Raw genomic sequence first — 26,184 nt, forward strand, 5'->3', positions numbered from 1 at the left:
GATGACCGCTCCGCTCAGCCGACCGCGCACCCGCCCCAGAGTGGAGGCCAATCCGGACACAGGCAGTCTTCCCAGCATCAGCTACCGACAAAGCCCAAGGAAGGCTCCATGCGCTCCCAGGTGACGGTGGAGCCCCACCCCTTGCCAAACGGCGCCTGGACATGGCCGTAGCGCAGCGAGAGGTGTCGCTCCGCGGCCTCCTCACCGAGCCCTTCCACCGCAGCCACATAGAGGGCCGAGGCAAGCCCGCTGCGGTCGGCGCCCGATTCGCAATGGATCAGCAGGGGCTTGGGCGCGTCGCGCATGACCTGGATCAGCCGCCAAGCCTCTTCGTTGGTAATGCCCCGCTTCGCGGACATGCGGAAGTCGATGTGGCGCAAGCCCAGGCGACGCGCGGTGGCCACCTCGTCGCGGTACCAGGCCTCGGACGGGTTCGCCCCTCTCAGATTGATAACGGTGCGGATGCCATGATCCCGCGCATAGCGTTCGAGGTCCTGCGGCGACGGCTGCGCCGACCGGAAAGCCTCATCCTTGGCGACGGCGTGGAAATTGTCGTTAGCCATGGTGAAGCTGACAAAGGCCACGACGAACAGGCCGATGGCGGCCATCGTCCAGAGGGTCGCGGACCCAAGGCCGGCGACGATCTTGAGCAGCACGCGTGGGCCACGCGAAGACGGCAGGCTGAACTTCATTGCGGTCGCTCCCGGAGCGGAGTGGAAAGGCGCGCCAACAGGGCGGGACAAAAAATCAGGATCAGCGGCACACCGGCGATCAGACCGGTGATGATCGCGATCGCGAGGGGCTTTTGCATCGCCGACCCCTCGCCGAGGCCGAGCGCGAGGGGCGCCAAGGCCAAAATGGCGATCAGGGCGGACATGAGGATGGGCCGAAGTCTCGCCCGCCCAGCGGCTATCAACGTCTTGGCGTCCGCCCGTTGGTTCGGTGGCAGTTCCGCGAGGTAGAAGACGCCCAACTCGGCGACGATGCCGATGACCATCGTGAGGCCCATCATGGCGGAGATGTTGAGCTCAGTGCCCGTGGCCCACAGGCCCAGGAAGACACTGGACGCCGCCAGCAGAAGCGTGACGACGATGCTCGCCGCCGCTGCCCATCCCTGAAACAGATAGAGGAACAGCAACCCGACGAGCGCTAAGGCGCTGACGAAGACCACCGCCAGGTCACGGAACGACTTCTGTTGTTCGGCATAGAGGCCGCCGTACTCGACGCGGACGCCAGACGGCAGGCTCAACGAGGCCACCGTGCGCTGAACCTCGCGCATCGCCGAGCCCAAATCGCGTTGATCCAGCCGCGCGGTCACAGCCACCAACGGCTGTAGATTCTCGCGGGTGACCTGCGGCTGACCGGGCGCGATCGTCAGGGTCGCGACACGCGAGAGAGGCAGGGTGTGCCCGTCCGGCGCGCGCAGCGGCAGGGTCTCCAGAGCGCGCACACGATCGCGGAGATCGCCTGCCGTCCAGACCCGCACGCCGACCAGTTTTTCGCCCTCCTGAATCTGCCCGATGACGTTGCCGCCTACCAGAAGCTGGAGCTGTCGCGTCACCGCCTCGGGATCGAGGCCTTCCAGAGCCGCGGCCGGCCGATCCACGGCTATAACCACGGCGTCGCCGGCGACCCGCAGGCCACCGCTGACCTCGACCACGCCCCGGATCTTGCCGATGGCATCCACGACCATTGGCGATGCCGTTTTCAATGCCGCCATGTCCGCCCCCAGCAGCTTGACCTCGATCGGCTGGGGCACAGCGGTCAGATCGCCGATCAGGTCCTCCATCAGTTGCGCCGTCTCGACCGTGAGGCCGAGCACGGACGCCTCGATCTTGGATCGGACCTCTGCGGTGACGACTTCGAGCGGACGTCGGCCCTTGGCCTTCAGCCTCACGAAAAAGTCGCCCTCATTGGCTTCGGATAGGCTGCCGCCGAGCTGCAGCCCGGTCCGCCGCGAATAGCTTTCGACGTCCGGCGTGGCTTGGAGGATGGACTCGACTTGTCGTAACAGCCGGTCGGTTTCGCTCAGCGACGTGCCCGGCGCGGCATAGTAATCGAGGATGAAGCCGCCTTCGTCCATCTTGGGCATGAAGCCCGACCCGACCCGGGTATAGGCGAGCCCGCCGATCAACAGGACGACGAGGCCCACGATCAATGCAAGCCGACCCGGCCGTCCCAGAACGCGCGTCATCAGCGTCTCGTAACGACCACCGAATCGTTCGAGCAGCCCGCCTGCCCGCTCGGCCTGCTCCACGTCGCGTTCCCGCACCCATCGCTCGGCGAGCAACGGCGCGACGAACAGAGCGAAGATCAGGGAAACGGCGAGCGACGCCGACATCGTGACAGCAAGGGCCTTGAAGAACCCGCCCGTGACGCCGCTCAAGAAGGCGAGGGGCGCGAAGACTAGGATGGTGGCGAGCGTCGATCCGATGAGCGGGCGGGCCATCTCGGCCGCCGAAACCAGCACACCGTCCTCCCCGGCTTCCGCCCCTCTGCGCTTCTCCTGAAGCCGCCGCATCAGATGTTCCAGCATGACCACCGCGTCGTCCACGACCAGGCCGACGGCCGCGGCCATACCCCCCAGGGTCATCATGTTGAAACTCATGCCCAGAAGGCCGAGGGCGATGCAGGTCGTCGCCAACACGGCAGGCAGCATCAGGGCGACGATCACCATGAAGCGCAGGCTGCGAAGAAAGACGAACAGCACAACACCGGCCAGCAGAGCGCCCAACAGGATAGCGTCGCGCACGCTGCTCGCCGCTGCGGTCACCAGCTGCGACTGGTCGTAGAAGGTAACGATCTGAACATCGGCGGGGGTCTCCACCTTGAAGGCGGCGATGCGTCGCCGCACCTCTTTGACCAGACCGACGCTGTTGGCGTCTGGCGTCTGGCGAATGTTGACCAGCACCGCGTCCTGGCCCTGCGACGTGACCCGCGTCCACTGCGGGGTCTGTCGGACCACGACATCGGCGATATCGTCCAGTTCGACCACACCGCGCGCGCCGGTCTGGATCACGGTCCGGCGGATATCGTCGATGCCGGTCAGCTGGTTGTCGGTGAGCACCAGATACAGCCGATAACGGTCCTCCAAGCGACCCGCTGCGACCACGACGTTGTTGGACGACAGGACCCGTGCCAGGTCTTCGACAGAGAGACCCAGCGCCTGGAGTCGCGTGGGGTCCGCCAGCACCTGATATTCCTTCTCCTGACCGCCCTGCACGGTCACGCTGGCCACGCCGGGCGTCGAAGACAGCAGCGGGGCGAGCTGGAGCTGGGCGAAATCTCTCAGCGCCACGGGATCGCGGCTGGGCGACACCAGCGCAAGACCCAGGACCGGAAACACCGTCGGGTCCATTCGCCGGACTTCGAACCGCGTCCCCGGCGGCAGGTCCGGCATCACCGCATTCACGGCCGACTCGGCCTGAAGGGTCGCAGCGACCATGTCCGCGCCCCAGGCGAAGTTGACGGACAGCTCGGCCGAGCCCCGGCTGCTGGTAGATCGGACGGAGGCTACGCCGGGGACGGTGCGAAGCGCCCGCTCGACCGGCCGGGTCACCTGGCTGACCATCTGCTCCACCGGACGGTCGCCGGCGTCGACGGCCACCACCACCCGGGGGAAGTCGATCTTCGGGAACAGGCTCACGGGCAGTCTGAACGCCGCCGCCGACCCCGCCAGGGCCAGCAGGACGAAGGCGAGAAGAACGAACCGGACCTGGCCGGAGAGCCAGCGGGTCACGGGCGCGCCGCCGGGGTCGCGGCGGCGGCTTCTCTCACGGCCATGCCGTCCGAGAGGGATGGACCGCCCTCGATCACCACCTGCTCGTTGGCTTGAACGCCCGAGGTCAGTTCGACCCGATCGGTGAGTTCAAGTCCGACCTGGACGGGCCTGCGCACCGCCTTGCCCGCGCTGACGACAAACACATAGGGCGTCTCGCCATCATAGAGGACCGCGGCGCGCGGCACCGTCAGGACGCCGATGCGCGTGCCGACCACTACGTCCGCCCTGACGGCCTCGCCCGGAAGCAACACGCCCGCAGCCGGAAGCGGAACAAGCAGAGCCGCGAGGCGGGTGGCGGGATCGACACGCCGGTCGATTGAGGCCACCCGAGAGGGAGCTGTGCCGCCCTGATCATGCAACCCCATCAGCATGACGACGCTGCCCGACCTGAGCCTCTGGGCGTCTTCGACCTCAATGCCGATGCGGGCGTTCAGCCGCCCGGCAGCCCCGAGATTGGCCACCACGGATCCGGCAGGCACCAGACTACCCGGGCTGCTGGGCACGGCATCGACAATCCCTGCCACCGGTGCCGACAGGGTCACCTGCCCGCCGCGCGTCAGGCTCTGGAGGTTCGCGCTGGCCTGACGTGCCGTCTGGGCGGTGGCCGTCGCTGTCTGGACCTCCGCGTCACCGGCCAGGCCATCGGATCGCAGGCGACCCAGCCGCTCCGCCTCGCTCGCCGCCACCTGCGCCTCACGAGCCAGCCGCCCGAGGTCGAGGCGGGTCTGGGGACTGGCGGTCAGGGTCACGATCGGTTGCCCGGCCGAAACAGACTGTCCGACCCGAACGTGAACCTGGGCCACCTGGGCCTCGAAGGGAGCAGTCAGGGCGCGAAGACCGGCTGGATCGAACTCCACCTGACCATAGGCGGTGACGGTTTCGTCCAGGTCGGCTCTGACGACAGGAGCGGTGCGGACCTGAGCCACGGGATCGGCCGCCTTTTCGGCGGGCTTGGAACAGCCGGCCGGGATCGCCGCCAGGGCGAGGAGAAGGATCAGACGGCGCATGCGAACGTCTCCAGCGAAGTTCCGACGGCGGTCTGCAAAGCCCGTGTCTGTTCGGCCATCGCCTGATCGAGGGCGGACAAGGCGATCGACTTGTCGAGCAAGGACAGGCGGGCGGTCTCGGCGGTGATCCGCGCTATGTCGCCACGCGCCGCCGCGTTCTCGAAGGCGGCCACCGAGGCGCGGAGCGGACCCAGTTGATTGGCCAGGTCGGCCTGCTGCCGGCGGCCGATGTCGAGCGCGGACACCAGGGTCGCGATATCGGCCTGCGTCCTGAACAGCCGGGTCTCGTACTCCGAGCGCAGCTGCTCGCGCGTGGCGGTCTGGATCGCGATCTGGCCGCGGTTCCGGTTCCAGAGAGGCAGGTCGAACCCAACGGCGACGCCGTTGGTGCGGACGGCTCCGGTGTCCCGGGCCCCGTTCAAAGAGAGGTTCAACCGGGGATACTGCTGGAGAACCGCGACCTGCAGCGTCGCCTCCTGGCCCTCATATCCCGCGCGCAAGGCCTGAAGGTCGAGCCTCTGCGCCAGGGCCCTATCAACCAGCGTGTCCACGTGCAGTAAGCATGGCGACGGTGGCTGCAAGCGCGTCAGCTGGATCGAGGTCGCGGGGCTGAGGCCCAGCAGGGCATTCAACTCCAGACGGGCGGAGGCTAGATCGCGTTCGGCGACGCGCAGACGATCGGCCGCATCGGCCTCGGCGATCCTCCGGGGCTCGACGTCAGTGGCGGACAGGTCTCCCCTGGCCAGGGCGGCCAGCGAGCGATTCAGAATCGAGGCCGACAGGGCCTCCGCCTCGCGCGTCAGTTGGAGGTTATTCTCCAGACCCTGAATACGGGCGGCCAGCACAGCCGCCTGATTGCCCGTCTGCCACTCTAGCCAGGCGAGATCCAGTCGGGCTTGCCGCTCCACCGCTCGCGCGCTCCGCAGCCTCTGAGGGCGGAGATAAAAGGCCGATGTATCCAGACCGAGAGAGGCCGCCAGGGCGTCGACGAGCATCGGGGCGGACTGCGGTCGATCAAGACTGGCGCTGAACTGCGGATCGGGAAAGAGGCCGGCGTCAAAGGCCTGGGCCTCGGCCACGCCGACCCGGGCGCGCTGGCTCCTCAAGTCAAGGTTCAAAACGATGGCGATCGCCGCAAGGGCGTCCGGGCCAAGCGGTGCGGTCAGATCGATGGGCTGAGCCTCTGGGCGTGCCAACCGAAGGCGATCGGCGAGCGAAGCGCTCGTGGGATCGGCCGAAGGGGCCATCGGCAGAGGTGACGGCGCATAGGTCGCGCAACCGGCCAGCGACACCATGATCAATGGCCAAACAAGACTGACCCGCATCACCCCACCGTTCCCATCATGGTCTTGGTAGCACGACGCGCACGGCCAAACCGGGATGGTTTGGCCCGATCACCAGTTCGCCTTCGTGGAGCGCCGTTATCGCCGCTACCAGCGCCAGACCCAAGCCTTGACCGGGCGTGTTGCGGCTTGAATCGAGCCGGTAGAAGCGGCGTGTGATCCGCTCGACTTGGTCGGCCGGCACGCCCCGACCATCGTCGCGCACGGCGAGAACGCTCTTCGAGCCCTCGTCGTAGGCTCCGATCTGGATTCGCGCGCCGCTGCCCGCGTGCGCCAAGGCGTTGTCGACCAAGTTCGACAGCATTTGAACCAGCAGCTCGGGGTCGCCGATGACCTCGGCGTCGCTATCGACAAGCTGGGTCAGGATGTGACCGCTCTCCTCGCTGGCGGGCTGATAGGCCTCGAAGACACGATCGACCACATCACCCAGCTTCACGCGCCTGAACGAGGTCCGGCCAGCCCCGCCCTCGAGTTGGCCGATCCGCAGCAGGGCGGAAAAGGTCTCCAGAACCTGGTCCAGGTCGGCGATCGCGGCGCGAATGGCCGCGTCCGGAACCCGCCCGTCGACGGCTTCCGCCTGGGCCCGATCCAGACGCTGGCGTAGGCGGTTCAGCGGCGTCCGCAGATCATGGGCGATGTCGGTCGAGACATGGCGCAGGGCTTCCAGCGCCCGCTGCTGCCAATCCAGAAGAGCGTTCAGGTTGCGGCGGACTCGCTCCAGTTCGGTTCCCAATCCGACGGACGGCACGCGCTCATTGGGGTGGCCTTCCATGATGCGCGCGGCGGCCCGGTTTATCCGGCTCAGGCGTGCCGACAGCAGTCCTCCAGCCGCCGCTCCCGACAGAGCGGCGACGCCGGTCAGACCCAGTACGGCCCATAGACCGATATCCTGGAGCAGCTCCTCAAGCTCATGAACGGCATAGGTCGACTTACCGACCACAAGCGTGCCCTGAGGCAGGGCCGTGGTCAGGGTGCGAACGGGCACTTCTTCAGCCGGACCGCCGTCATCTTCGGCATACGGCAGCTGGATCTCGTCGAGCCCCTGACGCGGCATCAGGCCGTCGGGCAACTGGCCTGCGAGCCGCTGACCCTGGGGATCCGTCACACTGTAAACGAACAGGCCGCCGACCCGGCTCCGAGCCTCGACCTTGCGCACCAGGGTCGCCTGATCCGACCCGCCGTCCTCCGCCAGCAGCACACGGGTCTCTGTCTGGAGATCCGTCGTGATGGCCTCGGCCGCATAGCGCGCGACGATGATCGTCAGGACCGACCACAGAACCCCGCCGCCCAGTCCAAAGACAAGGGCGTAGACGAGTGCCAGGCGAACGGCGACCGATCCCAGCGCCCTAGTCATGGTCGTCCAGTCGGTAGCCGGTCCCCCGCGCGGTCTGAATGCGGTCGCGGGCGAACGGCCGATCGACCTTGGCGCGCAGACGACTCATGTGGGCATCGATGAGATTGGCGCGGGGCTCGAAGTCGAACCCCCAGACCTTCTGAAGCAGCATGTCGCGCGTCACGACCAGGCCCGAGTGTCGGACCAGAAACTCCAGCAGTCGAAACTCCTGAGGCGTCAAGTCGAGATCGACGCCGGCGCGCCGCGCTGTGCGCGAGCCGAGATCGATCTCAATATCCCCGGCCGTCAGGCGATCGCGCATGTCCAGGGTGCGCGGCCGTCGGCCCAAGGCGTTCACCCGGGCCAGCAGTTCACTAAAGACATAGGGCTTGACCAGATAGTCGTCGGCCCCCGCCTCGAGCCCCTCGACACGGTCCCCGACACCGCCGACGGCCGTCAGGAAAAGAGCCGGTGTGGTCACGCTCGCAGCCCTCGCCTTTTTGACGATGCTCAGGCCGTCGCCGCCCGGCAGCATGCGATCGACGATGAAGACGTCATAATGGCCTTCGAGAGCCATGTGCTCGCCGTCTTCGGCATGGTCGGCGATATCCACAAGATGGCCGGCCTCGCGCAGGCCGCGCGCTGCGAACTGCGCCGCTTCGGCGTCATCTTCGATCAGCAGAATTTTCATCTTCAAACCTCCCCGAGGTCCTCGCCCGGCGCCGGGCGAGGCTGACGAAGGATCAATCCTCGTCCTCGGACCCCTCGTCGGTCTCCGATTCGCCGGGTGCGGCCGACAGCGCGCCAGTCGTCATGTCAACCAGATAGGTCGACACTTGACCGTCACGGGCGAGTTCGACTTCCCACCGGCTGCCGCTCTCATCGTCGAATGCCGCCTCCAGCGCCTTGCCGCCGTTCTGCCGCTCGGCGATGGCCACAGCCTGGACCAAGGACACGCGCGCGCCCATCACGGCGGCGATCTCCTGGACGTCGTCGGCTTCCACGCGTTCCGGTGAGACCCCGTTGGCCAAGGCCACGCCGCCGATGGCCAGAGCCGACGCCAAGGTCGCCGCCGACAGGCCGATCACGATCGTCTTGCGTTTCATCGTCTTTCTCCACTGCGCCCCAATCGGGCACGGTGACACCTTAGATGACCAAACCTTCGCGCAGCCTCGCGGCGCAGTTAAACCTTCGAGAGGCACGGACACGACGAAGCTGCTGTCACTCCGCCACCCCCTACCTTCATCATGAACCATACTATAGAGGAGTATGGTATGGCGCACGTCGCAGGCAACAAGAAGAAGCTCATCACGCGCGTCCGCCGGATCAGCGGCCAGCTGGCGGCGATCGAGCGGTCGATCGAGTCCGAGGCGGGTTGCTCGCAAATTCTGCAACAGGTGGCGGCCGCGCGAGGGGCCATGAGCGGTCTGCTTGAAGAACTGATCGAGGACCACCTTCACCAGCATGTGGCTCGATCCGATCTGACGGATGAAGAGCGCGAGACCGGGGCCGCCGAAATGCTCGCCATCATCCGCCGCTATTCCCGATAGGTTCGACCATGACGACCGCCGACCCGCATCTCCACACCCACGACCACAATTTTCTGGGCTCCACCCACGACGATAATGCGCGTCGCACCTTGTGGGTGGTGGCACTGACCACAGTCATGATGGTCGGCGAGATCGTCGCAGGCACCGTCTTCGGCTCGATGGCGCTGCTGGCCGACGGCTTCCACATGGCCACCCACGCCGGAGCGCTCGCGGTCGCCGCGGGGGCATATGCCTTCGCGCGAAGATACGCGACCGATCCGCGATTCAGCTTCGGCACCGGCAAGGTCGGCGATTTAGCAGGCTTTGCCTCGCCCCTGGTGCTCGGCATCGTGGCCATCGGGATCGCGGTCGAGTCGGTCATGCGCCTGCTCAGGCCCGAAGCAGTTGATTTCGGCCCGGCCGCGACGGTGGCCGTGATCGGCCTAGCCGTGAACGTCGTCAGCGCGATCCTTTTGTCAGGCGGTCATCATCACGGGCCCGGACATGGTCACGGGCACGAGCATCATCACGACGATGATCACCATGTCGGGCATGGCCATGCGGCCCATAAGGACAACAATCTGCGTGCTGCCTATATGCACGTCCTGGCCGACGCCCTGACCTCGGTGCTGGCGATCTTGGCGCTGCTCGCCGGATTGTTCCTCGGTTGGTCGTGGCTTGACCCTGCCATGGGTATCGTCGGAGCTATCGTGATCGCCCGTTGGTCCTGGAGCCTGATGCGCGACACCGCCGCCGTCCTGCTCGATACGACCGACGCGCACCTCAGTGAGGAAGTCCGCGACTGCATCGAAGGGCCAGGCGACGCTCGTATCGTTGATCTGCACGTCTGGAGAGTCGGTCCTGAGGCTTATGCCGCCATCGTCAGCGTCTCGGGGAACGTCGTCGCCGACGTGGTCCGGGCTCACTTGGTCCCTGTGCACGAGCTTGCGCACATCACTGTGGAATGCAGGACCTCGGCATAGCGGTACGTTCGCCAGGATCATCAAGATCGATTTCTGGTTGTCCGGCCACCGCGGCGTCGATGGAGGGAGAGAGTGAGGGCGGCGGCTGGCGCTCCGACGGGGAGCGGAAGCCAGGAGGCCGCCGTGACGCAGATTTCAGCCCATGCCCATCCGATCCGACCAGCACGATCGACTGCCGCTTCAGACGGGCCAGACCCCTCCAGTCTGGAACGGATGTCAGACCACGATCTGCTGTGTCTGCTGCTCGGTCGAAGCGTTTCCGCTCCTATCGCAGGACGGGTGGCCGCCGACCTGCTGGGGCAGTTTGGGGACCTGGGCGGCATCGCCGCCGCTGACGGTCCCGAGCTTGGACGCGTGGACGGCGTCGGGGCGGCAGCGATCATGGACCTCAAACTTCTCCGCCAGCTGAGTGTGCGTTTGGCACGCAGCGCCGTCTGCGCCCGGCCGGTGTTGAGCTCCTGGCACGCACTTCTCGACTATGCTCGGATCGCCCTGGCCCATCTGCCCCGGGAACAGTTCCGCGCCCTCTTCCTCGACCGGCGCAACATCCTGATGCGCGACGAGCTGGTCGCAGACGGGTCCGTCGACCACGCGCCCGTCTATCCCCGCGAGGTCATACGGCGGGCGCTGGAGCTTTCGGCGTCGGCGCTCATTCTGGTCCACAACCATCCCTCGGGCGACCCCTCGCCCTCTCAGGCCGACATTTCGGTGACGCGCCAGATCATCGAGGCGGCCAAGGTGTTCGGCCTTCAGGTGCATGATCACGTCATCGTCGGGCGGGAAGGCACGGCGAGCTTTCGTAGCCTTGGTCTGATCTGAGCGCGCCATGACCTTGCACGCCATCGTCACCGCCCTGGGCGGCGATCTTTATCAGGGTGGCCATCGCGCCAATGTGCCGGCCCCTGGTCACAGCGGCCATGACCGCTCCGTCTCACTGCTGCTTACGGACGGGCGGCTCGTTATTCACGGCTTCGGGGCCACCGATTGGCGCGCCATGCGCGACGATCTGCGCCGACGCGGCTTCATTGACGACGGCGGGCGGTTGACGGGCGGTGGCCATGCCGGTTCGACCTGGCCCAGGCCCGATCGTCTGGCCCGGCTTCAAGCCGCCGCCCACCTCTGGGAGAGCGCGGTGCCCATCGGCGTGACCAGCGCGGCGGCACGACACATCCGGTCTCGGTCAGTGACCGGCGGGATAGCGTCGTCGAACCTTCGCCACCATTCACGTGCGCCGGCGTCCGTGTATCGGCCAGGAAGTGCCCACCGCCCTGCCCTCATCGCCCGGATCAGCGACGGCGCTGACCGGCTGACCGGCGTCGAACTCACCTATCTGCATCTGAACGGTCGTCGCGCGACCGAACTTCGGGTGTCTCGCAAGGCCGTGGGCCACGTACCGCCCGGGGCCGCTGTCCGCCTCTGGCCACCCGACCGAGAGATACTGGTGGGCGAAGGCGTGATCACCACCCTTTCGGCCATCGAGCGCTTCCAGTTGCCCGGCTGGGCGCTCTTGGCGGCGAACAACCTGGCGTGCTGGACACCGCCGTCCTGCGTGCGGCGGGTGCTGATCGCCGCCGATCGCGGGGTGGTCGGTCAGGATCGGGCCTGGCGGCTGTATCGGCGGCTCGTCGATCTCGGGATCATCGCGCAGGTGGTCTGGCCCGACGCCCCCTTCGACGACTGGAACGCGGTCGCGATGGCGCAGGCAAAGGCGGAGGGAGGGCGCTGAGGGGCGCCGGAGCGGCGGGGATCGGCCCCGTCGCCCGGCGGGAGATCCCTCATGACCGACCTCGTTCCCGTCATCACCTCGCTCGACGACACGCCCGCTGTCGTCGTCGACCGCGACGAACGCACCATCCGCCTCGGCGACCTCGGCATCGCGCCCGAGAATCTGCGCTTCAACGAGCCGTCGGATGATGACATCCCGACCCTGGCCGCCACGATCCGGGCGGCCGGACAACTGCAGCGCCTGACCGTACGCCCGGGCCGCGGCAAGAAGGAACAGCCCTGGATGGCCCTGGACGGTCGTCGCCGGCGTCTGGCGCTGGATCTGCTGCGCGAAGCCGGTGCCATCGACGAGGACTACCCCGTCACCGTCTATGTCGAGACAGATCCGGCGCGGCAGGCCGCTGCTCTGCTGCTGACCAACACCGCCGCCCCCGTCCACGTCGCCGACGTCATCGTCGCCATCGGTCGGATGCTCAAGACCAGGTTGACCGTACCGGTCATCGCCCGCGCCCTCGGCTATGCCGAGATCGAGATCAAGCGGCTGGCGGCTCTCGCTGCCCTGCCCCCGGTCGCGACTAGCGCGCTCAAGGCCGGGCGGATGACCTTGAAACAGGCTCGCCTCCTGGCGCGGTTGCCGAACGCCGAAGAACAGGCCGAGATCGCTGAGGTCGCGCTGTCGGGCCACGGGTTTCAGGACTGGCGCATCGTCGAGCGCCTAGACGCCTCGCGGGTCACGCCGCACGATCGACGCTGCGCCCTGGTCGGGGCAGCCGCCTATGCGGCGGCCGGCGGTCGCACCGAGGCCGATCTGTTCGGGGAGCTGGCGCCGGTCCTGCTGGATCCGGACGTGTTGACCGAGGCTTGGCTAAGGCGGGCCCGCAGCCTCGCCGCCGTGTTCGAGGCCGAGGGCATCGCGGTTCACGTGACGGCCGGTCAGGAGCCCGAGCTCCCAGAGGACCTGGAGGCGCTCGGCTATGTCTACGGCGGCGTCCTGAACGACGAGGAGATGGCGCGCTATCGCGCCCAGCGCGACGTCTGGCGTGAACGCGCCGAGGCAGCAGGGCTGGCCTTGGCCGAAGCGTCTGATCCGGAGGGCGCTGACGCCGCCCTCGTGGCCATGATCCGCGCCAAAATCGAAGTCGATCAGACCGGCTCTGGCGGACGGGTTGTGACGACCATGGTGATGTCCCCGGCTTCGCCCATGGGCGTCGAGGTCAGGTGCTACACGCCCGAGGAGCCCGAGGTTGAGGCGGACGACACGGTCGATGGCGAGGCGCCGACACGCCCCGTCGCGCCGCCGGCCTATGTCCCGCCTGAGGTCGAGGCTCCCGAGCCCGACACCGATGGCGTCAATCACGCCCTGCACGCCGTCCGCACGGATGTGGCCACGCGCGGCTTGATGCGGGCTCTTGCGGATGACCCCGGCGCGGCGTTGGTGGCCCTGATCGCGCGCCTGTTCACCCTGCTGGTGCTGCGCACCCATGTCGCGCGCTCGGACTCGGCGCTCGCCATCCTGGCGACTGGCTTCAATCCGCCGGGTGGCCGGGTGATCGAGACCCTGGACGGCGAGGTGCGCCAAAGGCTCGATCAGCGCCGGGCGACCTGGGAGACGTCCGGCGAGACGGTCATCGCCTGGATCCACGGCTTGCCCCACGGCGAGAAGATGGCCCTGCTGGCCGAACTGACGGCGATCAGTCTGGACGTGCGCGAAGAGCGCACCAGCCTGATCCGCCGCCGCGCCCGCTCGGAAGCGGCCGAGCTCGCCGCCCTGTGCGGCGCGGACATTACGCTCCACTGGACCCCCGACGCGCCCTTCCTTCAGTCCCACTCCAAACCCTTGTTGCTCGCGATGCTGACCGACATGGGGGCTGAGGACCTGCGCGCCACGTCGCTCAAGAAGACCGAGCTGGTCGATTGGGTCGCCGAACAGGCGGCGTCGCGGTCCTGGGCGCCGATCGGCCTGTCATGGGCGGCGTCCGACGACCCGGAGGTCTCTGACGTGGAGGACGAGGCCGATCCGGAGGACGAACTGGACGACGCGCCGGACGATGGGGCCGGAGCATTCGTGGTCACCCCGGCGGGCGAGGCCGCGCTCGCCCCGGCGGCGGCCTGAGCCTTCGCGATCATGACCACGCGCCGTCCCGGCTTCAGCCGGGGCGGCGTTGCGCTGTTCCGAGGGTCGGGAGGCGGAGGAAGGGCGGAGCGGGGCGAGCCTGGAGGACCGAGAGGGAGGCGCCCTCCGCTCCAGGCGGCCGGAACCCACGCCATGCCTTCCATCCGCACGTCCTCCACCTCGCCAACCGCTACCCTCAGCTTGTTCGCCGACGCCGCCAGCGCGGATGCCGGGGCCAATGTCCTGGCCGCCGCTCGCGCCCTCGCGGCCCATCTGGCGCGCTCCCGTCCGCTCGACCGGCGGCTGATCGCCCAGGTGATGACCACCGCCTTCGGGGCCTCGGACGCCGAGGGGGCCTGGGTCTGGCGCGACGCCTATGACGCGATAGAAGCAGCGACCGTATTGCAGATCCGGCGTCTCGCGCCCCAGGTCGCGCGGTTGGAGGATGCGCCGGCGGAGATCGCCGCGCTCCTGGCTTCGGTCTCTGCACTCGGCCTGACCCATACGCGCCGGAGTGAGGAACAGGTCGCGCTCGACCAGTTCTCGACGCCGCCGCAGCTGGCTGCCCTCGTCGTCCTGGCCGCCCAGGTCCGGCCCGGAGACCGCGTCCTTGAGCCTTCCGCAGGCTCCGGGCTGCTGGCCATCGTCGCCGAAGCCTGCGGCGGTGCGCTCGCGCTCAATGAGATCGCGGCAGGGCGCGCAGACCTGCTGGACGGGCTGTTCCCTTCGGCGGAGCGGACACGCCACGACGCGCGCCATATCCACAACCTGAGCCGGGGCGCGGGCGGCTTCGACGTTGTGGTGACCAATCCCCCCTTCTCGGACCTCGCCGACCATCTGCTGGCGTCCGTGAGGGCCCTGGCCGATCATGGCCGTCTAGCCGCGATCGTGCCGGTGACCGCGCTGACGAACGACGGCTTGCTGCGGCGTCTGGGTGCCGTGGGCGCGATCATTGCCCGCATCACTTTGCCGACCGGCGCCTTCGCCAAGCACGGGACCTCGGTCGAGACCGGGCTCCTCGTCGTCGATCGTTCCGCCGAGACGACCGAGGTCCCGGCGGTGCTGAGTGCAGACGACCTGAAGGGTGCGGCCAAGGTGATCGCAGCCCTTCCTGCGCGCGTCGGCGCGAAGCCACGTGCACGACTGCAGCTGTCTCTGGGATCTCTGGTCGGACCGCGCGAACGCGGCCTCGCCCTGCCCTCTGGCCGCCTCGCCTTCCTCGCGGGCGCGACGCCATTGGCCTACGAGGTAGGTCCCTGGAAAGGTGAAGGCCGAGACGTCGGTCTCTACCAGGCCCACAGCCTCGCGCGGCTCGATCTGCCTGATCCCCGTCCGCATCCATCGCCGCTGGTCGAGTCCGGACCGATGGCCTCGGTCGCGCCACCGGCGCCGACCTATCGGCCGATGCTGTCTCCCGTGATGCGGGACGAGGGCCGGATCTCCGACGCCCAGACCGAGACGGTCATCTATGCCGGCGAGGCGCATGCCGCCCATCTTCCCGGACGTTTCCGGCTGGGAGACGCGCAGCACGACGTCACCCTGCTGCGCGATGACCAGGAAGACGCGATCCGATTCCGGCGCGGCTTCTTCCTCGGCGACGGGACCGGCTGCGGCAAGGGCCGCCAGATCGCGGCGGTCATCGCCGACAACATGGCCCAGGGCCGGGTTCCGGCGCTGTGGCTGTCCCGAAACGACGCCCTGCTGGAGGACGCCCGCCGCGACTGGGCGGCGCTCGGCGGCGGGGCCCATGACATCGTACCCCTGTCGAGCTGGAAACAGGGCGAGGCGATCCGGCTGGACCGCGGGGTTCTGTTCACCACCTATGCCACCCTGCGCCAACCGGCCCGCGGTGACCGGCCATCTCGGCTCGACCAGATCGTCGCCTGGCTGGGCGACGACTTCGACGGGGTGATCGCCTTCGACGAGGCCCATGCGATGGCCAATGCCGCCGGGGCTGGCAGGGGCGCACGCGGGACCAAGAAGGCCTCGCTTCAGGGCATGGCGGGCCTGGCGCTTCAGAACCGGCTGCCCGACGCCCGGGTGCTCTACGTCTCCGCCACGGGGGCGACCACGGCGGAGAATTTAGCCTATGCCGCCCGCCTCGGACTGTGGGGCGGGCCCGAGGCCCCCTTCATGTCGCGCGCCGACTTCCTGGAGGCGATGGAGCGGGGCGGGGTCGCGGCCATGGAGTTGGTCGCGCGCGAACTGAAGGCACTCGGTCTCTATGTGGCGCGAAGCCTGTCGTTCGAGGGCGTCGAGTACGAGCCGCTCGTTCATCCGCTCACGTCTGACGACATCGATATCTGGGATGCCTGGGCCGACGCCTTCCAGCTGATCCACGCCAATCTGGCCGAGGCCTTGAAGGCCACGGGTCTCAGTGACGACGAGGGCAAGCCCAAGAGCGGTCAGGCGGCGTCTGCGATCCATTCCGCCTTCGAGGGTGCGAAGCTTCGCTTCTTCGGCCACCTGCTGGCAGGGTTAAAGGCCCCGAGCCTGGTTGCTTCGATCCGGGATGACCTCGCGTCCAACCGGTCGGCCGTGGTCCAGATCGTCTCGACCAACGAGGCGGTGATGGAGCGGCGGCTGGCCTCCATCCCGCCCGAGGAGTGGAACAACCTGTCGATCGACCTGACGCCGCGCGAATACGTCCTCGACTATCTGCGCGAGGCTTTCCCGGTCCATCTGATGGAGGCGATCGAGGACAAGGACGGCAATGTGACCATGGTCCCCGTGATGGACGACGGGCGTCCGGCCGTCAGCCAGGAGGCGCTCGCGCGCCGCGAGGCTCTGATCGAGCGGATGGCCTGTCTGCCCGCCGTGCCGGGCGTGCTTGACGCCTTGCTGGAAGCCTTCGGCACCGATGCCGTCTCGGAGATCACCGGACGGTCGCGACGCGTGGTGGTGCGGGACGGTCGACGGGTGGTCGAGCGGCGCGGGGGCTCCGCGGCCCGCGCCGAGACCGACGCCTTCATGTCGGGGCGGAAGCGGGTTCTGATCTTCTCGGATGCCGGTGGTACGGGCCGCAGCTATCACGCCGATCTGTCGGCCGGGAACCAGCAACGGCGCGTCCACTATCTGGTCGAGCCGGGCTGGCGGGCCGACGCCGCCATCCAGGGGCTGGGCCGCAGCCACCGGACCCATCAGGCGTCGGCGCCGCTGTTCCGGCCGGTCACTACCGACATTCAGGGCGAGAAGCGGTTCACGTCCACAATTGCCAGGCGGTTGGATTCCCTGGGGGCGCTGACGCGCGGCGAGCGCCGCACGGCCGGGGCCGGTCTGTTTCGGGCCGAGGACAATCTGGAGAGCCCATGGGCGCGGCGCGCCCTGCTGGTCTTCTACGGTGCCCTCGCCTTCGGGGAGCTGGCGTCCATGACGCTGGAGACCTTCATGGCCAAGACGGGCCTGAAGTTGCTGAACGCCGACGGCGGGCTGAAGCCGTCCGACGACCTGCCGCCGATCCACACCTTCCTGAACCGGCTGCTGGCCCTGCGCATCGCCGACCAGAACGCCCTCTTCGCGGACTTCGACCGCATCTTGTCGGGCATCCTCGAACGCGCCGCCGCCTCGGGCGATCTGGACCGAGGCCTGGAGGACATCGAGGCCCAAGAGCTCGACGTGCTAGATCAGGAGGTGATCCGCACCGACGTCTCGACCGGAGCGGAGACCGCTTTGGTGACCTTCTCGCTCAAGGTCCGGCGCGAGCTCCTGAGCTCGAAGGACGCGCTCGGCCGGGCCGAGGACATCGCGCACCAGCTGGTCGTCAACGAGAAGTCGGGACGGGCGGCGATCGCGGAGCTCGGTCTGACCACGGCGACGGACGAAGATAGGCTGGTTAGCGCCGTCCGGCTGGTTCGACCGGACGACCGTCAGACGATGCCGCAGAAGGCCTTTGAGGAATCCGCCTGGAAGCCGGCGGCGGTCGCCGACTGGCGGCGGGTCTGGGATGAAGAGGTGGCTGGGACCGACCCTTGGCGAACGCGCGAACTGACCCTGGCGACCGGCCTGTTGTTGCCGATCTGGGGCCGTTTGCCGGCGCGCGGCTGCTCCGTCCGGCGTGTCCGCGCGCCCGACGGGCGGCGGTGGCTGGGACGGGTGCTTGACCCCGTCCAGGCCCGGACCCTGAAGGCGGCGCTGGGTTTGACCGATGTTGGGGCAGCATGGGCGGACGGGGCGCAAACCCTCGCCGCTCTGCTCGATCGGAGTGTCCAGCTGTCGCTGGAGGGCGGGCTCTGGCTCAAGCGGGCGCGCGTGATGGACCGGTGGCGCATCGAGGTGGTGGGTGGCCGGACCGACCGGGACGCGCTCGTGGCCCTGGGCTGTTTTGTCGAGATCATCGCCTTCACGCCCCGGGTGTTCGTCCCGGTGGATCGGCCGGAGGTGCTGGAGGCGGTTCTGCGTCGCCATCCGGTGCAGACCGTCCTCGACGGCGCGGCGGCGTGAGATTGCCGGGCGGGGCGAAGGCCCCGCCCGGTCAGGAGGAGGTCGGGAGGAAGGGAGGTCTCGGGTGAGGCGGGATGAGGGAGATCAGCTCTCTCGGCGCTTCGGATCAACAGGAGACTGACATGCAGACCATGGTGTTCACCGGCCGACTGGCGGCCGACCCCCAGATCAGCGAGGACTTCGCCAAGGCGGTGTTCCGTCTGATCGAGAAACGCGGCGTGGATAGCGCCGGCAAGGACCGGCTCGTCGGCGTCAACTGCGTTAGCTGGTCCAAGGGCCTGAACGAGAAGGTCATCGCGCGCGGCCTAGCGCAGGGGTGCGAGGCGGTCGTGATCGGGGCCTTCATCGACACGTCCTACAAGGCGCGGGACGGGGCCGAGCGCACCGCCAAGGAGCTGGTCATCAACCGGCTCACCGTCCTCGACTGGGCCGAAGACCGCGAGACCGACACAGGCCTCGACGACCGCGCCGCCGCCTGACTCCCTCCCCTTCACCTTTCATTTTCAGGAGACTGACATGCAATCCCTCACCCTCGAAGGCTATCTGGCTGCCGATCCGTCCATCCTCTCCGCCCAGGGTTCGGGCAAGAAACGCGCGAGCTTCCGCGTGATGGAGACCACCCGGTTCCGACGCGCCGACGGCACGCCCGGCGAACGCACCACCGGCTTCAACTGCGTCTGCTTCAACGAGGCGACCGCCGAGAAATACATCGAGCCGTTCGCCCGTAAGGGGAGCCGGGTCGTCATCCAGGGCCATGTCGAGAACGACACCTGGACCGGCAAGGACGGGGTCGAACACTACGACCTGCGCCTGATCGTGGCCGACATCCGCCTGAAGAACCGGCGGGATCGGACTTCGTCCGAGGAGGCCGGACCCGCGCCCTCGGTGCAGGAGCCGGCCGGCGGCTACGATCTCAACGACGACATCCCGTTCTGATCGACGGACCTGTGCCCTCCTCTTCGCCCGGAGCGGTCGCGCTCCGGGCGGTTCTTTTTGAAAGAGATGTCCCTGCTGACCGACGGACGTCATGACGGCGTCGGGTTTCCGATCTAGCCTGGCGATGGGCGGCGACCTTGATGAGGTCGCCGCCTCTCTTTTTTTTGGCGGGCCCTCCCCCGACACCATGCTGATGACGACTGACCGTACGGACTCCTGATGGCTACGCCCGCCGCCGAACTGAAACTCGCCCGCCAGATCCTCGGGTGGGATGCGCTGACCATGGCGCGCGCTCTCCGGCTTGCAGGTACGCCGGAGAAGATGGCGGCGCGGTTCCTCGCGATGGAGGCGGGCCAGCGCGATATCAGCGGCCCCGTGCAGGTCGCCGTCGAAGCCTTTCTCAGCGGGTGGCGGCCCAGCGGCTGGACCGACTGATCCCCGATCGCGCGACGCGGCGGCTCGCCGCCGACGACAGACATGAAGATCGATGCCCGTCTGTTCGTATCGGCGCGACGGCGCCGAACGGGGTCGTCGTCGCGAAGGGCGACGACGACATGCCCCCACACAACGCCCTCCGATTTTGTCACATCACCCGGAAAGTCAACGGCTTCGCCTTATCCCCTCCACGGCCCGCGAAGGGCGGTCCGCTCCGGTGACTTTCCGGGGCCCGATGTGCCGAAAATCGGGGTCGTTGCGCATGGGGCGCTCGACGCTTTCAAGGATGATCCCGATGCACACCTCCACACACTCCGTCTTCTCCAAGTCCGACTCCGCCTTCGACGACCTCTCCGCTTCCCTGGGCGATCAGCGTCCGCATCCCAGCGAGGACGCGCTCTCGCAACTCGGCCGGGCACTCATGACCGAGCTCTTGGACGTGATCGCCGACACAGCACTCGAGGACTTCCAGACCATCCTGGCCGAGACCCTGATCGGTGCCTTCCACTCGGCCGCACAGCGGATCGAACGCGACGCCGACCGTGCCCGCGACACGATGCGAAGCCTGGACCGGGACTTCGACGGTTCGGAAGCGGCCGACACCGAGCTTCAGGAAGCCACGGCCAAGGCCCGGGCCGGAGACGCGGCCACCCAGGCGGCCGAGCTGATCCGGGACGCGGCGGCCGAAAGCTACACGGTCGCGACCGGGGAGGTCTGGACGGCCTGGCGGGGCAGCCGACGAGGCACGCATCTCACCGCGGCGCAGATGGAGGCCAAGGCGGCCATTCGGGCGATCAAGGCCCGGCGGGCAGGCGAGGCGGATCCGGGCGGTCCGGTGATCGCCTTCAGAGGGGCTCCGACAGCGGACACGGCCGAGGATGCGGGCCGGGTGTTCGACGCGCTCAACTGGGCGCTCAAGGAATGGCCCGACATGGCCTTGGCCACGACCGGGGCGAAGGGCTCCGAGAAGCTGGCGATCAAATGGTCCAGGCAGAAGGGGGTGAAACTGATCCTCGCCCGGGCCGACTTTGACGCCCACGGCAAGGCCGCTCCGTTCCGGGCCAACGACGAGTTGATCGCGCTTGAGCCTACCTGCTGCCTCACCCTGGTGCATTCACTGGATCGGTCACGGTCACCGGATCAGCGGCCGTTCGGGCCGGCGCTGAACCTGGGTCAGAAGGCGATGGAGACCGGGCTCAGACACGTCTCCATTCGAGCCCGCGCGGCTTGAGATCAAACCTCAGACGGAATGACCCGCTCGGCTTTGGCCGGGCGGGTTTTCTGCGTTTGGCCGCTGGGGAGGCATCCGCACAACGGCAGGCGAATCGGGATATCTCATCTCATCACCTACTGACGGATTACTGTTGCTGGGTGTTGATCGTGTATGATGATCATAGATTGGTGATCGTATTTTAGGTCTTAGGGCAAGATAAAAGGAGATGAGAGGGTGTCTGTTTTGTTGTAGGGTCTCAGCATCTTACGACGACCCCGAAACGCTTCCACGACTTGCGGTGAGTTAGGGCGGATTTGGGGGTCGTCGTTTCTGCGGAGACGAGGCCATGTCGGTCAGAAGCGGCATCCAGGCGCGTTTGGATGAGCGCAGCGAGAACGATGGCAAGGCCGGTCGGGCCAGTCTGCCGACCACCCTCAAAAGCGACCGGATCAATGTCCGGACGGCGATGTTCCAGCGGCTCGCAGCGTCGCGGCTGTTCGCCTATGGCGACCGTGCAGGGGTGCTCAGGACGGCGCAGAAGCGTTCAGGGCGCGCCTTCCGGCTGGACGTCCGGCAGAAGGTGATCGTCAAGGCGCTGGTGTCGCGGCACGCCGGAAAGGGCGCGGGGCGGGCGGCGGCTCTGGCGGCGCATGTGAGTTATCTCGGGCGGGCCGGCGCGGGTGCTGAGGGGAAGCCGGCGGAGTTCTTCGACCGGACGGACGACGCCGTCGATGCGGCCGAGGCGACCCGGGACTGGGGGACGGACCGGCATCATTTCCGGTTCATCGTGTCGCCGGAACATGGGGATCGGATCGCCGATCAGCGGGGATACACCCGCGAGGTCATGGCGCGGGTCTCGGCCGATCTGGGCGAGCCGGGGTTGCAGTGGATCGGGACCTGTCACTTCGACACCGATCAGCCCCATGCTCATCTGATCGTTCGCGGCAAGCGGGCCGACGGGCGCGATCTGGTGATCCCGCGTGATTACATCGGCTACGGGTTTCGGGCCCGTGCGCAGGAGGTGGCGCAGGAGCGGCTGGGCGATCTGTCGCGGGCCGATGCCGAGCGGCGTATCTGGAAGGAGACGGAGGCCGATCGGTTCACAGGGTTTGATCGGCGGCTGGTGCAGGCGGCGGACGCGCAGGGCCTGGTCGACGATGGCGTCGGCGGAACCGACGCGTGGGCGGCGCTGTCGCGAGGCCGGTTACGGCACCTTGAGCGGTTGGGATTGGCCGAACCAACCGGCGGTCGATACCGGCTTGATGCCCAGATGGAGACCAAGCTTCGGACGTTGCAAATCCGGCGGGATGTGATCCGAACGCTGAACCAAAGGCGGTTGGCGGGTGCGAAGTCATTACGCCAACTGGGAGCGGAGACTGTGCGCGGTCGGGTAGTTCAAGCGGGGCGACACGACGAGGTCGGGACGTCACCCTTCGTGGTGGTGAAAGATCGCGCGGGCATGGAGCACTATGCAAGGTTGGCCCCAGGAACGACCACACCCGCAGTCGGCAAGGCCGTCGAGATCCTTGGCACCGATCGCGGGGTCGCGAGGCTCGGAACCTTGGGTCGCGGTCAGCCGACACTGGAGCGATGAAGCGATTGATGAAGAGCCACCCGGCGACCCACAAAGTCGCAAATGCGCCAGGAGCGGTCATGCGGACCATGCCGGAAAGACGACATTCCGTGCGTGGATCAGAGGTCCTCTTTCGGGGGCGATGGCTGCTTCGCAAACCAACCCGTTGCGGACGTTGAGCTCGAGCCAAGATCGCATAGGCTAGCCTCATGGGACTTCTGACCTTCAGCATCAACCTCACTCTAGATGGCTGCGTCGACCATCAGGAAGGCATCGCCGACGACGAGACGCACGCCTTTTTTACCCGCTTGATGGACGAGAACGGCGCGATGCTCTGGGGTCGTGTGACCTACGAGATGATGGAGAGATACTGGCCTACCGTCGCTAGTGGCGAGGTGGATGCACCTGCGGCGATCCGCGAGTGGGCGGTCAAGCTGGAAGACAAACCAAAGTATGTGGCGTCAACGACTCGTACGACGTTCCCGTGGACAAACAGCCACCATCTTGGCAGCGACTTACATGCGGCGGTGCAAGCGCTGAAGGACTGACGTGCCCCTGAGAATTTCCTCCACGCGGAGCTAGAGTCCGGCCCTTGAAAGGACGGACGGAATGAAACGAGCGAGATTCACGGAAGAGCAGATCATCGGGATCCTGCGGGAGAACGAGGCCGGTGCCAAAGCGGGCGAGTTGGCGCGCAAGCACGGCGTGTCGGAGGGCACGATCTACGCCTGGAAAGCCAAGTTCGGCGGGATGAGCGTGTCGGACGCCCAGCGCCTGCGCGCCCTGGAAGATGAGAACGGAAAGCTGAAGCGCCTGCTGGCCGACGCCATGCTCGACAAGGCGGCGCTGAACGATCTGCTCTCAAAAAAGTGGTAGGGCCCGCGGCGATGCGCCAAGCCGTCGCCCATGTGAAGGCGACGTTCGGCGTCAGCGAGCGGCGGGCCTGCTCCATCATCAAGGCCGACCGCAAATCGGTGCGCTATCGCTCTTGCCGCCCGCCAGACACGGCGCTGCGGGAGCGGCTGCGCGCCCTGGCTGTCGAGCGGCGACGGTTCGGCTATCGCCGGCTGTTCGTGCTGCTGCGACGTGAAGGCGAGCCTTCGGGCAAGAACCGGATCTACCGGCTCTACCGCGAGGAAGGTCTGACGGTGCGCAAGCGCCGCTCCCGTCGTCGAGCCATCGGCACGCGGGCGCCGATCCTGATCGAGGCAAGGCCGAACGCCCGCTGGTCGCTGGACTTTGTGCACGACCAGTTCGCCACGGGCCGCCGCTTCCGCATTCTCAACGTGGTCGACGACGTCACCCGCGAGTGCCTGGCGGCGATCCCCGACACCTCGATCTCGGGACGCCGCGTCGCGCGCGAGCTGACAGCGCTGATCGCTCGACGGGGCCGTCCCGCCATGATCGTCAGCGACAACGGCACGGAATTCACGTCCACGGCCATCCTGGCCTGGGCGCAGGATCATGGCGTCGACTGGCACTACATCGCGCCCGGCAAGCCGACCCAGAACGGGTTTGTGGAATCCTTCAACGGCCGGATGCGCGACGAACTGCTCAACGAGAGCCTGTTCTTTAGTCTGGATCACGCCCGCCAGAAGGTCGCTGCCTGGGCGCTGGACTACAATACCCGCCGGCCGCACTCGTCGATCGGCTACCTCACCCCGGAGGCCTTTGCCGCCAGTCTGACCGCAACAGGCCGACCCGCTGCGCAGGATGAAAGCTGCGCGGCTCGGCCTGTTGCTCACCCCACGCTACGAGGCGTAACTAACCCAAGGACTCTGGTCGCCGCTGGATGAAAACTCAGGGGCACGTCAGGACGCTACGCCGGCTGGCGTGCTCCTCGGCAGCGACAAGCTGGCGACGGAACTAGATCGGTTGAATCTGATCGACGAATACAAGCTCGTCGTTCATCCAAGGATCGCAGGGCACGGTCCGACCCTTTATCACGCCGGCTTGTCCGCAACACGCAGACTAGAACTGCTCTCGACCAAGCCTTTCAGTAACGGCGCGGTCGCTATGCATTACCGAGCTCATTGATTGAAAGTTGGGACGATGTCCGCTTCCCACCCGAGGCGGACATCGGCCCAGCCGATTAGGCTAGTGCGATCTGGGGTATTCGCATGTCAAAGTCGCCTGCTGGATCGTTCAACTGACCATGGGCAGTGATGTCCAGCGTGACGGCATGTTCCTCGAACTGTCGGATGGGGTGATCGAACACGCGCCCTTGGCAGAGGTTTTCTACGCTGACGCAAACGGTCAGATGACCTTGGCGACGTTTGATAAAGGAAGCATCCCCCTTGAAGTCGTGAAGTGGCTCATCTCGGAAGCTAAGCGAAGGCTACCGCCAGTCGATGACCGCTAACCACCCGTAGCGGACATTTGAGGTGCCTGATCCAATCGGCCTTGGTCACAAAGTCAGGCTGACGTTCCTCGCCCCGACGTTTCGGCCTGCACCCCATCCGCCTCTGCATCCGGATCGCGGCCTTCGCTGCGGTCAAACCATCGCATCACCGGCGTGACCGTGATCCCGTGCAGCAGGATCGACATCAGGCAGATCAGCCCCACGATGGCCCACAGCCGGTCGTCGCTCTCGAACGGCGCGGCGTTCAGCCCATAGGCCAGATAGTAGAAGGACCCCACGCCCCGGATCCCGAAGAAGGCCAGAATCAGCTTCTCGCGCATCGGCCGCCTCCAGCCGATGAAGCCGATCATCCCGGTCAGAGGCCGCACCACCAGCACGATCGCCAACGCCACCATCGCATCCAGCGGCCGCAGCGGCGCCAGCAGGCCCGACGCCAGCGCCCCGCCGAACAGCACCAGCACCACCATCATCGCCATACGCTCGATCTGCTCGATGAAGTCGTGCATCTCGACTTGGAAATCGTGGTCCCGGTCGGCGTGCCGGAACGCCAGCGCCGTGATGAACACCGCCAGAAAGCCGTAGCAGTGCAGCATCTCCGTCACCGAGTATGAGATGAAGGTCGCCGCCAGGGCGATGAACCCGTCGCGCGTCGCGGCCAGTCGCGTGCTGACCGGAATGGTGAAGGTCAGCCAGCCGAACAGCCAGCCGATCGCCCAGCCGATGCCCAGCCCGGCGCCGATTTCCCACAGCACGCTGACGGTCAGCCACTCTACGAACCAGTCGTCCTTCTGGCCCGCCGCCACCAGGGCCAGGGCGATGGCCAGGTTCACGAACGGGAACGCCAACCCGTCGTTCAGCCCCGCCTCGGACGTCAGGCCGAACCGCACCTCGTCTTCACGCCCTTCGCCCGGCGCCGCCACCTGGATGTCCGACGCCAGCACAGGATCGGTCGGCGACAGCGTGCCGGCCAGCAGGATCGCCCCCGCCAGGCCCAGCCCCAGGACCGTCCATCCCAGCAGCACGATCGCCACGATCGACAGCATCATGGTGACGCCCAGCAACCGCCAGGTCACGCCCCATCGCCTCGGATTGAAGATCCGGTCGATCTTCAGCCCTGCCCCCATCAGGGCGATGATCACCACGAACTCGGTCAGCCGCTCGGTGATCTCGGGATAGGTCTGCGGCAGCGGATCGAACCCCACCTGCGGCAGGCTGAACAGCGCGGCCCCAAGCCCGACGCAGACGATCGGCAGCGAAAGCGGCGCGCGCCGGAACACCAGCGGCAGCCACGCCACCAGCGCGACCAGCGCCCCCACCACAAACAGCATGAGGATATAGGGATCGGGCATGGCTCTCCGGAGGATCGACAAGGCGTCGTTCCCTTAATGCGGCAACGCCCGTCCGGTTACCG

Annotated in this window: 22 protein-coding genes; 14 read left to right on the forward strand and 8 right to left on the reverse strand. The window is 67.3% G+C overall.

The genetic code is table 11. The features are described from left to right. Positions 1–77 precede the first annotated feature (77 nt). From BSP_RS11970 to BSP_RS12000, 7 genes are read right to left on the reverse strand one after another with little or no spacing between them, the layout of a single operon-like run. Positions 78–692, reverse strand: coding sequence for a dual specificity protein phosphatase family protein (locus tag BSP_RS11970; RefSeq protein WP_227975954.1), 615 nt, complete (start codon positions 690–692; stop codon positions 78–80). Continuing rightward, positions 689–3,739, reverse strand: coding sequence for an efflux RND transporter permease subunit (locus BSP_RS11975; protein WP_152950488.1), 3,051 nt, complete (start codon positions 3,737–3,739; stop codon positions 689–691). The genes BSP_RS11970 and BSP_RS11975 overlap by 4 nt, the downstream gene beginning before the upstream one ends. Next, a complete protein-coding gene (locus BSP_RS11980; protein WP_152950489.1) occupies positions 3,736–4,788 on the reverse strand; it encodes an efflux RND transporter periplasmic adaptor subunit in 1,053 nt (350 codons plus the stop codon). Before BSP_RS11980 ends, BSP_RS11975 begins: the two co-directional genes overlap by 4 nt. Beyond that, complete coding sequence (locus BSP_RS11985) at positions 4,776–6,083, reverse strand: TolC family protein (protein ID WP_194166966.1); 1,308 nt, start codon at positions 6,081–6,083, stop codon at positions 4,776–4,778. The genes BSP_RS11980 and BSP_RS11985 overlap by 13 nt, the downstream gene beginning before the upstream one ends. Positions 6,084–6,129: 46 nt before the next feature. Beyond that, positions 6,130–7,485 (reverse strand): HAMP domain-containing sensor histidine kinase, encoded by a 1,356-nt coding sequence (locus tag BSP_RS11990; RefSeq protein WP_152950491.1) that lies wholly within the window; start codon positions 7,483–7,485, stop codon positions 6,130–6,132. Then, a complete protein-coding gene (locus BSP_RS11995; protein WP_152950492.1) occupies positions 7,478–8,155 on the reverse strand; it encodes a response regulator transcription factor in 678 nt (225 codons plus the stop codon). The genes BSP_RS11990 and BSP_RS11995 overlap by 8 nt, the downstream gene beginning before the upstream one ends. A gap of 52 nt (positions 8,156–8,207) precedes the next feature. Then, positions 8,208–8,570 (reverse strand): PepSY domain-containing protein, encoded by a 363-nt coding sequence (locus BSP_RS12000; RefSeq protein ID WP_194166967.1) that lies wholly within the window; start codon positions 8,568–8,570, stop codon positions 8,208–8,210. A gap of 168 nt (positions 8,571–8,738) precedes the next feature. Here BSP_RS12000 and BSP_RS12005 point away from each other — a divergent pair, with 168 nt between their 5' ends. From BSP_RS12005 to BSP_RS16650, 14 genes are all read left to right on the forward strand, one after another. Beyond that, complete coding sequence (locus tag BSP_RS12005; protein ID WP_152950494.1) at positions 8,739–9,014, forward strand: metal/formaldehyde-sensitive transcriptional repressor; 276 nt, start codon at positions 8,739–8,741, stop codon at positions 9,012–9,014. 8 nt (positions 9,015–9,022) lie between these two features. Further along, entirely contained in the window at positions 9,023–9,976 is a 954-nt protein-coding gene (gene dmeF / locus BSP_RS12010; protein WP_152950495.1) for a CDF family Co(II)/Ni(II) efflux transporter DmeF, read from the forward strand. A 213-nt stretch (positions 9,977–10,189) separates the two neighbouring features. Further along, a complete protein-coding gene (radC, locus tag BSP_RS12015; protein WP_152950496.1) occupies positions 10,190–10,795 on the forward strand; it encodes a DNA repair protein RadC in 606 nt (201 codons plus the stop codon). A 7-nt stretch (positions 10,796–10,802) separates the two neighbouring features. Next, a complete protein-coding gene (locus BSP_RS12020) occupies positions 10,803–11,702 on the forward strand; it encodes a toprim domain-containing protein (protein WP_152950497.1) in 900 nt (299 codons plus the stop codon). Positions 11,703–11,753: 51 nt separating this feature from the next. Beyond that, complete coding sequence (locus BSP_RS12025) at positions 11,754–13,814, forward strand: ParB N-terminal domain-containing protein (RefSeq protein ID WP_152950498.1); 2,061 nt, start codon at positions 11,754–11,756, stop codon at positions 13,812–13,814. Positions 13,815–13,967: 153 nt separating this feature from the next. Further along, a complete protein-coding gene (locus BSP_RS12030; RefSeq protein WP_152950499.1) occupies positions 13,968–18,254 on the forward strand; it encodes a strawberry notch-like NTP hydrolase domain-containing protein in 4,287 nt (1,428 codons plus the stop codon). Between the two features lie 122 nt (positions 18,255–18,376). Continuing rightward, positions 18,377–18,733 carry a hypothetical protein gene (locus BSP_RS12035; protein ID WP_152950500.1) on the forward strand — a complete coding sequence of 119 codons (357 nt, stop codon included), beginning with the start codon at positions 18,377–18,379 and terminating at the stop codon, positions 18,731–18,733. A 37-nt stretch (positions 18,734–18,770) separates the two neighbouring features. Further along, a complete protein-coding gene (locus tag BSP_RS12040) occupies positions 18,771–19,190 on the forward strand; it encodes a single-stranded DNA-binding protein (RefSeq protein WP_152950501.1) in 420 nt (139 codons plus the stop codon). Positions 19,191–19,409: 219 nt separating this feature from the next. Continuing rightward, positions 19,410–19,625 carry a hypothetical protein gene (locus BSP_RS12045; RefSeq protein ID WP_152950502.1) on the forward strand — a complete coding sequence of 72 codons (216 nt, stop codon included), beginning with the start codon at positions 19,410–19,412 and terminating at the stop codon, positions 19,623–19,625. A 286-nt stretch (positions 19,626–19,911) separates the two neighbouring features. Then, on the forward strand, positions 19,912–20,856 hold the full coding sequence (locus tag BSP_RS12050) for a DUF2493 domain-containing protein (RefSeq protein WP_152950503.1): 945 nt from the start codon (positions 19,912–19,914) through the stop codon (positions 20,854–20,856). Positions 20,857–21,184: 328 nt separating this feature from the next. Beyond that, positions 21,185–22,432, forward strand: coding sequence for a DUF3363 domain-containing protein (locus BSP_RS12055; RefSeq protein WP_152950504.1), 1,248 nt, complete (start codon positions 21,185–21,187; stop codon positions 22,430–22,432). Between the two features lie 188 nt (positions 22,433–22,620). Continuing rightward, positions 22,621–22,959, forward strand: a complete 339-nt coding sequence (locus BSP_RS12060; RefSeq protein ID WP_227975955.1) for a dihydrofolate reductase family protein — start codon at positions 22,621–22,623, stop codon at positions 22,957–22,959. A gap of 61 nt (positions 22,960–23,020) precedes the next feature. After that, positions 23,021–24,207, forward strand: a protein-coding gene (locus BSP_RS12065) for an IS3 family transposase (RefSeq protein ID WP_152948930.1) whose coding sequence is annotated in 2 segments (ribosomal slippage) — positions 23,021–23,282 and positions 23,282–24,207 — 1,188 coding nt in all. Because the reading frame shifts where the segments join, the coding sequence is not laid out codon by codon here. A 37-nt stretch (positions 24,208–24,244) separates the two neighbouring features. After that, positions 24,245–24,448, forward strand: a complete 204-nt coding sequence (locus BSP_RS16650) for a dihydrofolate reductase family protein (RefSeq protein ID WP_227975956.1) — start codon at positions 24,245–24,247, stop codon at positions 24,446–24,448. Between the two features lie 378 nt (positions 24,449–24,826). Here BSP_RS16650 and BSP_RS12075 read toward each other — a convergent pair whose 3' ends face one another. Continuing rightward, positions 24,827–26,122: a sodium:proton antiporter gene (locus BSP_RS12075; protein ID WP_152950505.1), complete on the reverse strand. Its 1,296-nt coding sequence runs from the start codon at positions 26,120–26,122 to the stop codon at positions 24,827–24,829. Positions 26,123–26,184 lie beyond the last annotated feature (62 nt).

Source organism: Brevundimonas sp. Bb-A (genome assembly GCF_009394735.1).
Lineage (GTDB): Bacteria > Pseudomonadota > Alphaproteobacteria > Caulobacterales > Caulobacteraceae > Brevundimonas > Brevundimonas aurantiaca.

Excerpts from the sequence above, each read along its gene's own strand:
- BSP_RS11970 (WP_227975954.1), bottom strand. The coding sequence starts at position 692 with ATGAAGTTCAGCCTGCCGTCTTCGCGTGGCCCACGCGTGCTGCTCAAG.
- BSP_RS11980 (WP_152950489.1), bottom strand. The coding sequence starts at position 4,788 with ATGCGCCGTCTGATCCTTCTCCTCGCCCTGGCGGCGATCCCGGCCGGC.
- BSP_RS11985 (WP_194166966.1), bottom strand. The coding sequence starts at position 6,083 with ATGGTGTCGCTGGCCGGTTGCGCGACCTATGCGCCGTCACCTCTGCCG.
- BSP_RS11990 (WP_152950491.1), bottom strand. The coding sequence starts at position 7,485 with ATGACTAGGGCGCTGGGATCGGTCGCCGTTCGCCTGGCACTCGTCTAC.
- BSP_RS11995 (WP_152950492.1), bottom strand. The coding sequence starts at position 8,155 with ATGAAAATTCTGCTGATCGAAGATGACGCCGAAGCGGCGCAGTTCGCA.
- BSP_RS12000 (WP_194166967.1), bottom strand. The coding sequence starts at position 8,570 with ATGAAACGCAAGACGATCGTGATCGGCCTGTCGGCGGCGACCTTGGCG.
- BSP_RS12005 (WP_152950494.1), top strand. The coding sequence starts at position 8,739 with ATGGCGCACGTCGCAGGCAACAAGAAGAAGCTCATCACGCGCGTCCGC.
- dmeF (WP_152950495.1), top strand. The coding sequence starts at position 9,023 with ATGACGACCGCCGACCCGCATCTCCACACCCACGACCACAATTTTCTG.
- radC (WP_152950496.1), top strand. The coding sequence starts at position 10,190 with ATGTCAGACCACGATCTGCTGTGTCTGCTGCTCGGTCGAAGCGTTTCC.
- BSP_RS12020 (WP_152950497.1), top strand. The coding sequence starts at position 10,803 with ATGACCTTGCACGCCATCGTCACCGCCCTGGGCGGCGATCTTTATCAG.
- BSP_RS12025 (WP_152950498.1), top strand. The coding sequence starts at position 11,754 with ATGACCGACCTCGTTCCCGTCATCACCTCGCTCGACGACACGCCCGCT.
- BSP_RS12030 (WP_152950499.1), top strand. The coding sequence starts at position 13,968 with ATGCCTTCCATCCGCACGTCCTCCACCTCGCCAACCGCTACCCTCAGC.
- BSP_RS12035 (WP_152950500.1), top strand. The coding sequence starts at position 18,377 with ATGCAGACCATGGTGTTCACCGGCCGACTGGCGGCCGACCCCCAGATC.
- BSP_RS12040 (WP_152950501.1), top strand. The coding sequence starts at position 18,771 with ATGCAATCCCTCACCCTCGAAGGCTATCTGGCTGCCGATCCGTCCATC.
- BSP_RS12045 (WP_152950502.1), top strand. The coding sequence starts at position 19,410 with ATGGCTACGCCCGCCGCCGAACTGAAACTCGCCCGCCAGATCCTCGGG.
- BSP_RS12050 (WP_152950503.1), top strand. The coding sequence starts at position 19,912 with ATGATCCCGATGCACACCTCCACACACTCCGTCTTCTCCAAGTCCGAC.
- BSP_RS12055 (WP_152950504.1), top strand. The coding sequence starts at position 21,185 with ATGTCGGTCAGAAGCGGCATCCAGGCGCGTTTGGATGAGCGCAGCGAG.
- BSP_RS12060 (WP_227975955.1), top strand. The coding sequence starts at position 22,621 with ATGGGACTTCTGACCTTCAGCATCAACCTCACTCTAGATGGCTGCGTC.
- BSP_RS12075 (WP_152950505.1), bottom strand. The coding sequence starts at position 26,122 with ATGCCCGATCCCTATATCCTCATGCTGTTTGTGGTGGGGGCGCTGGTC.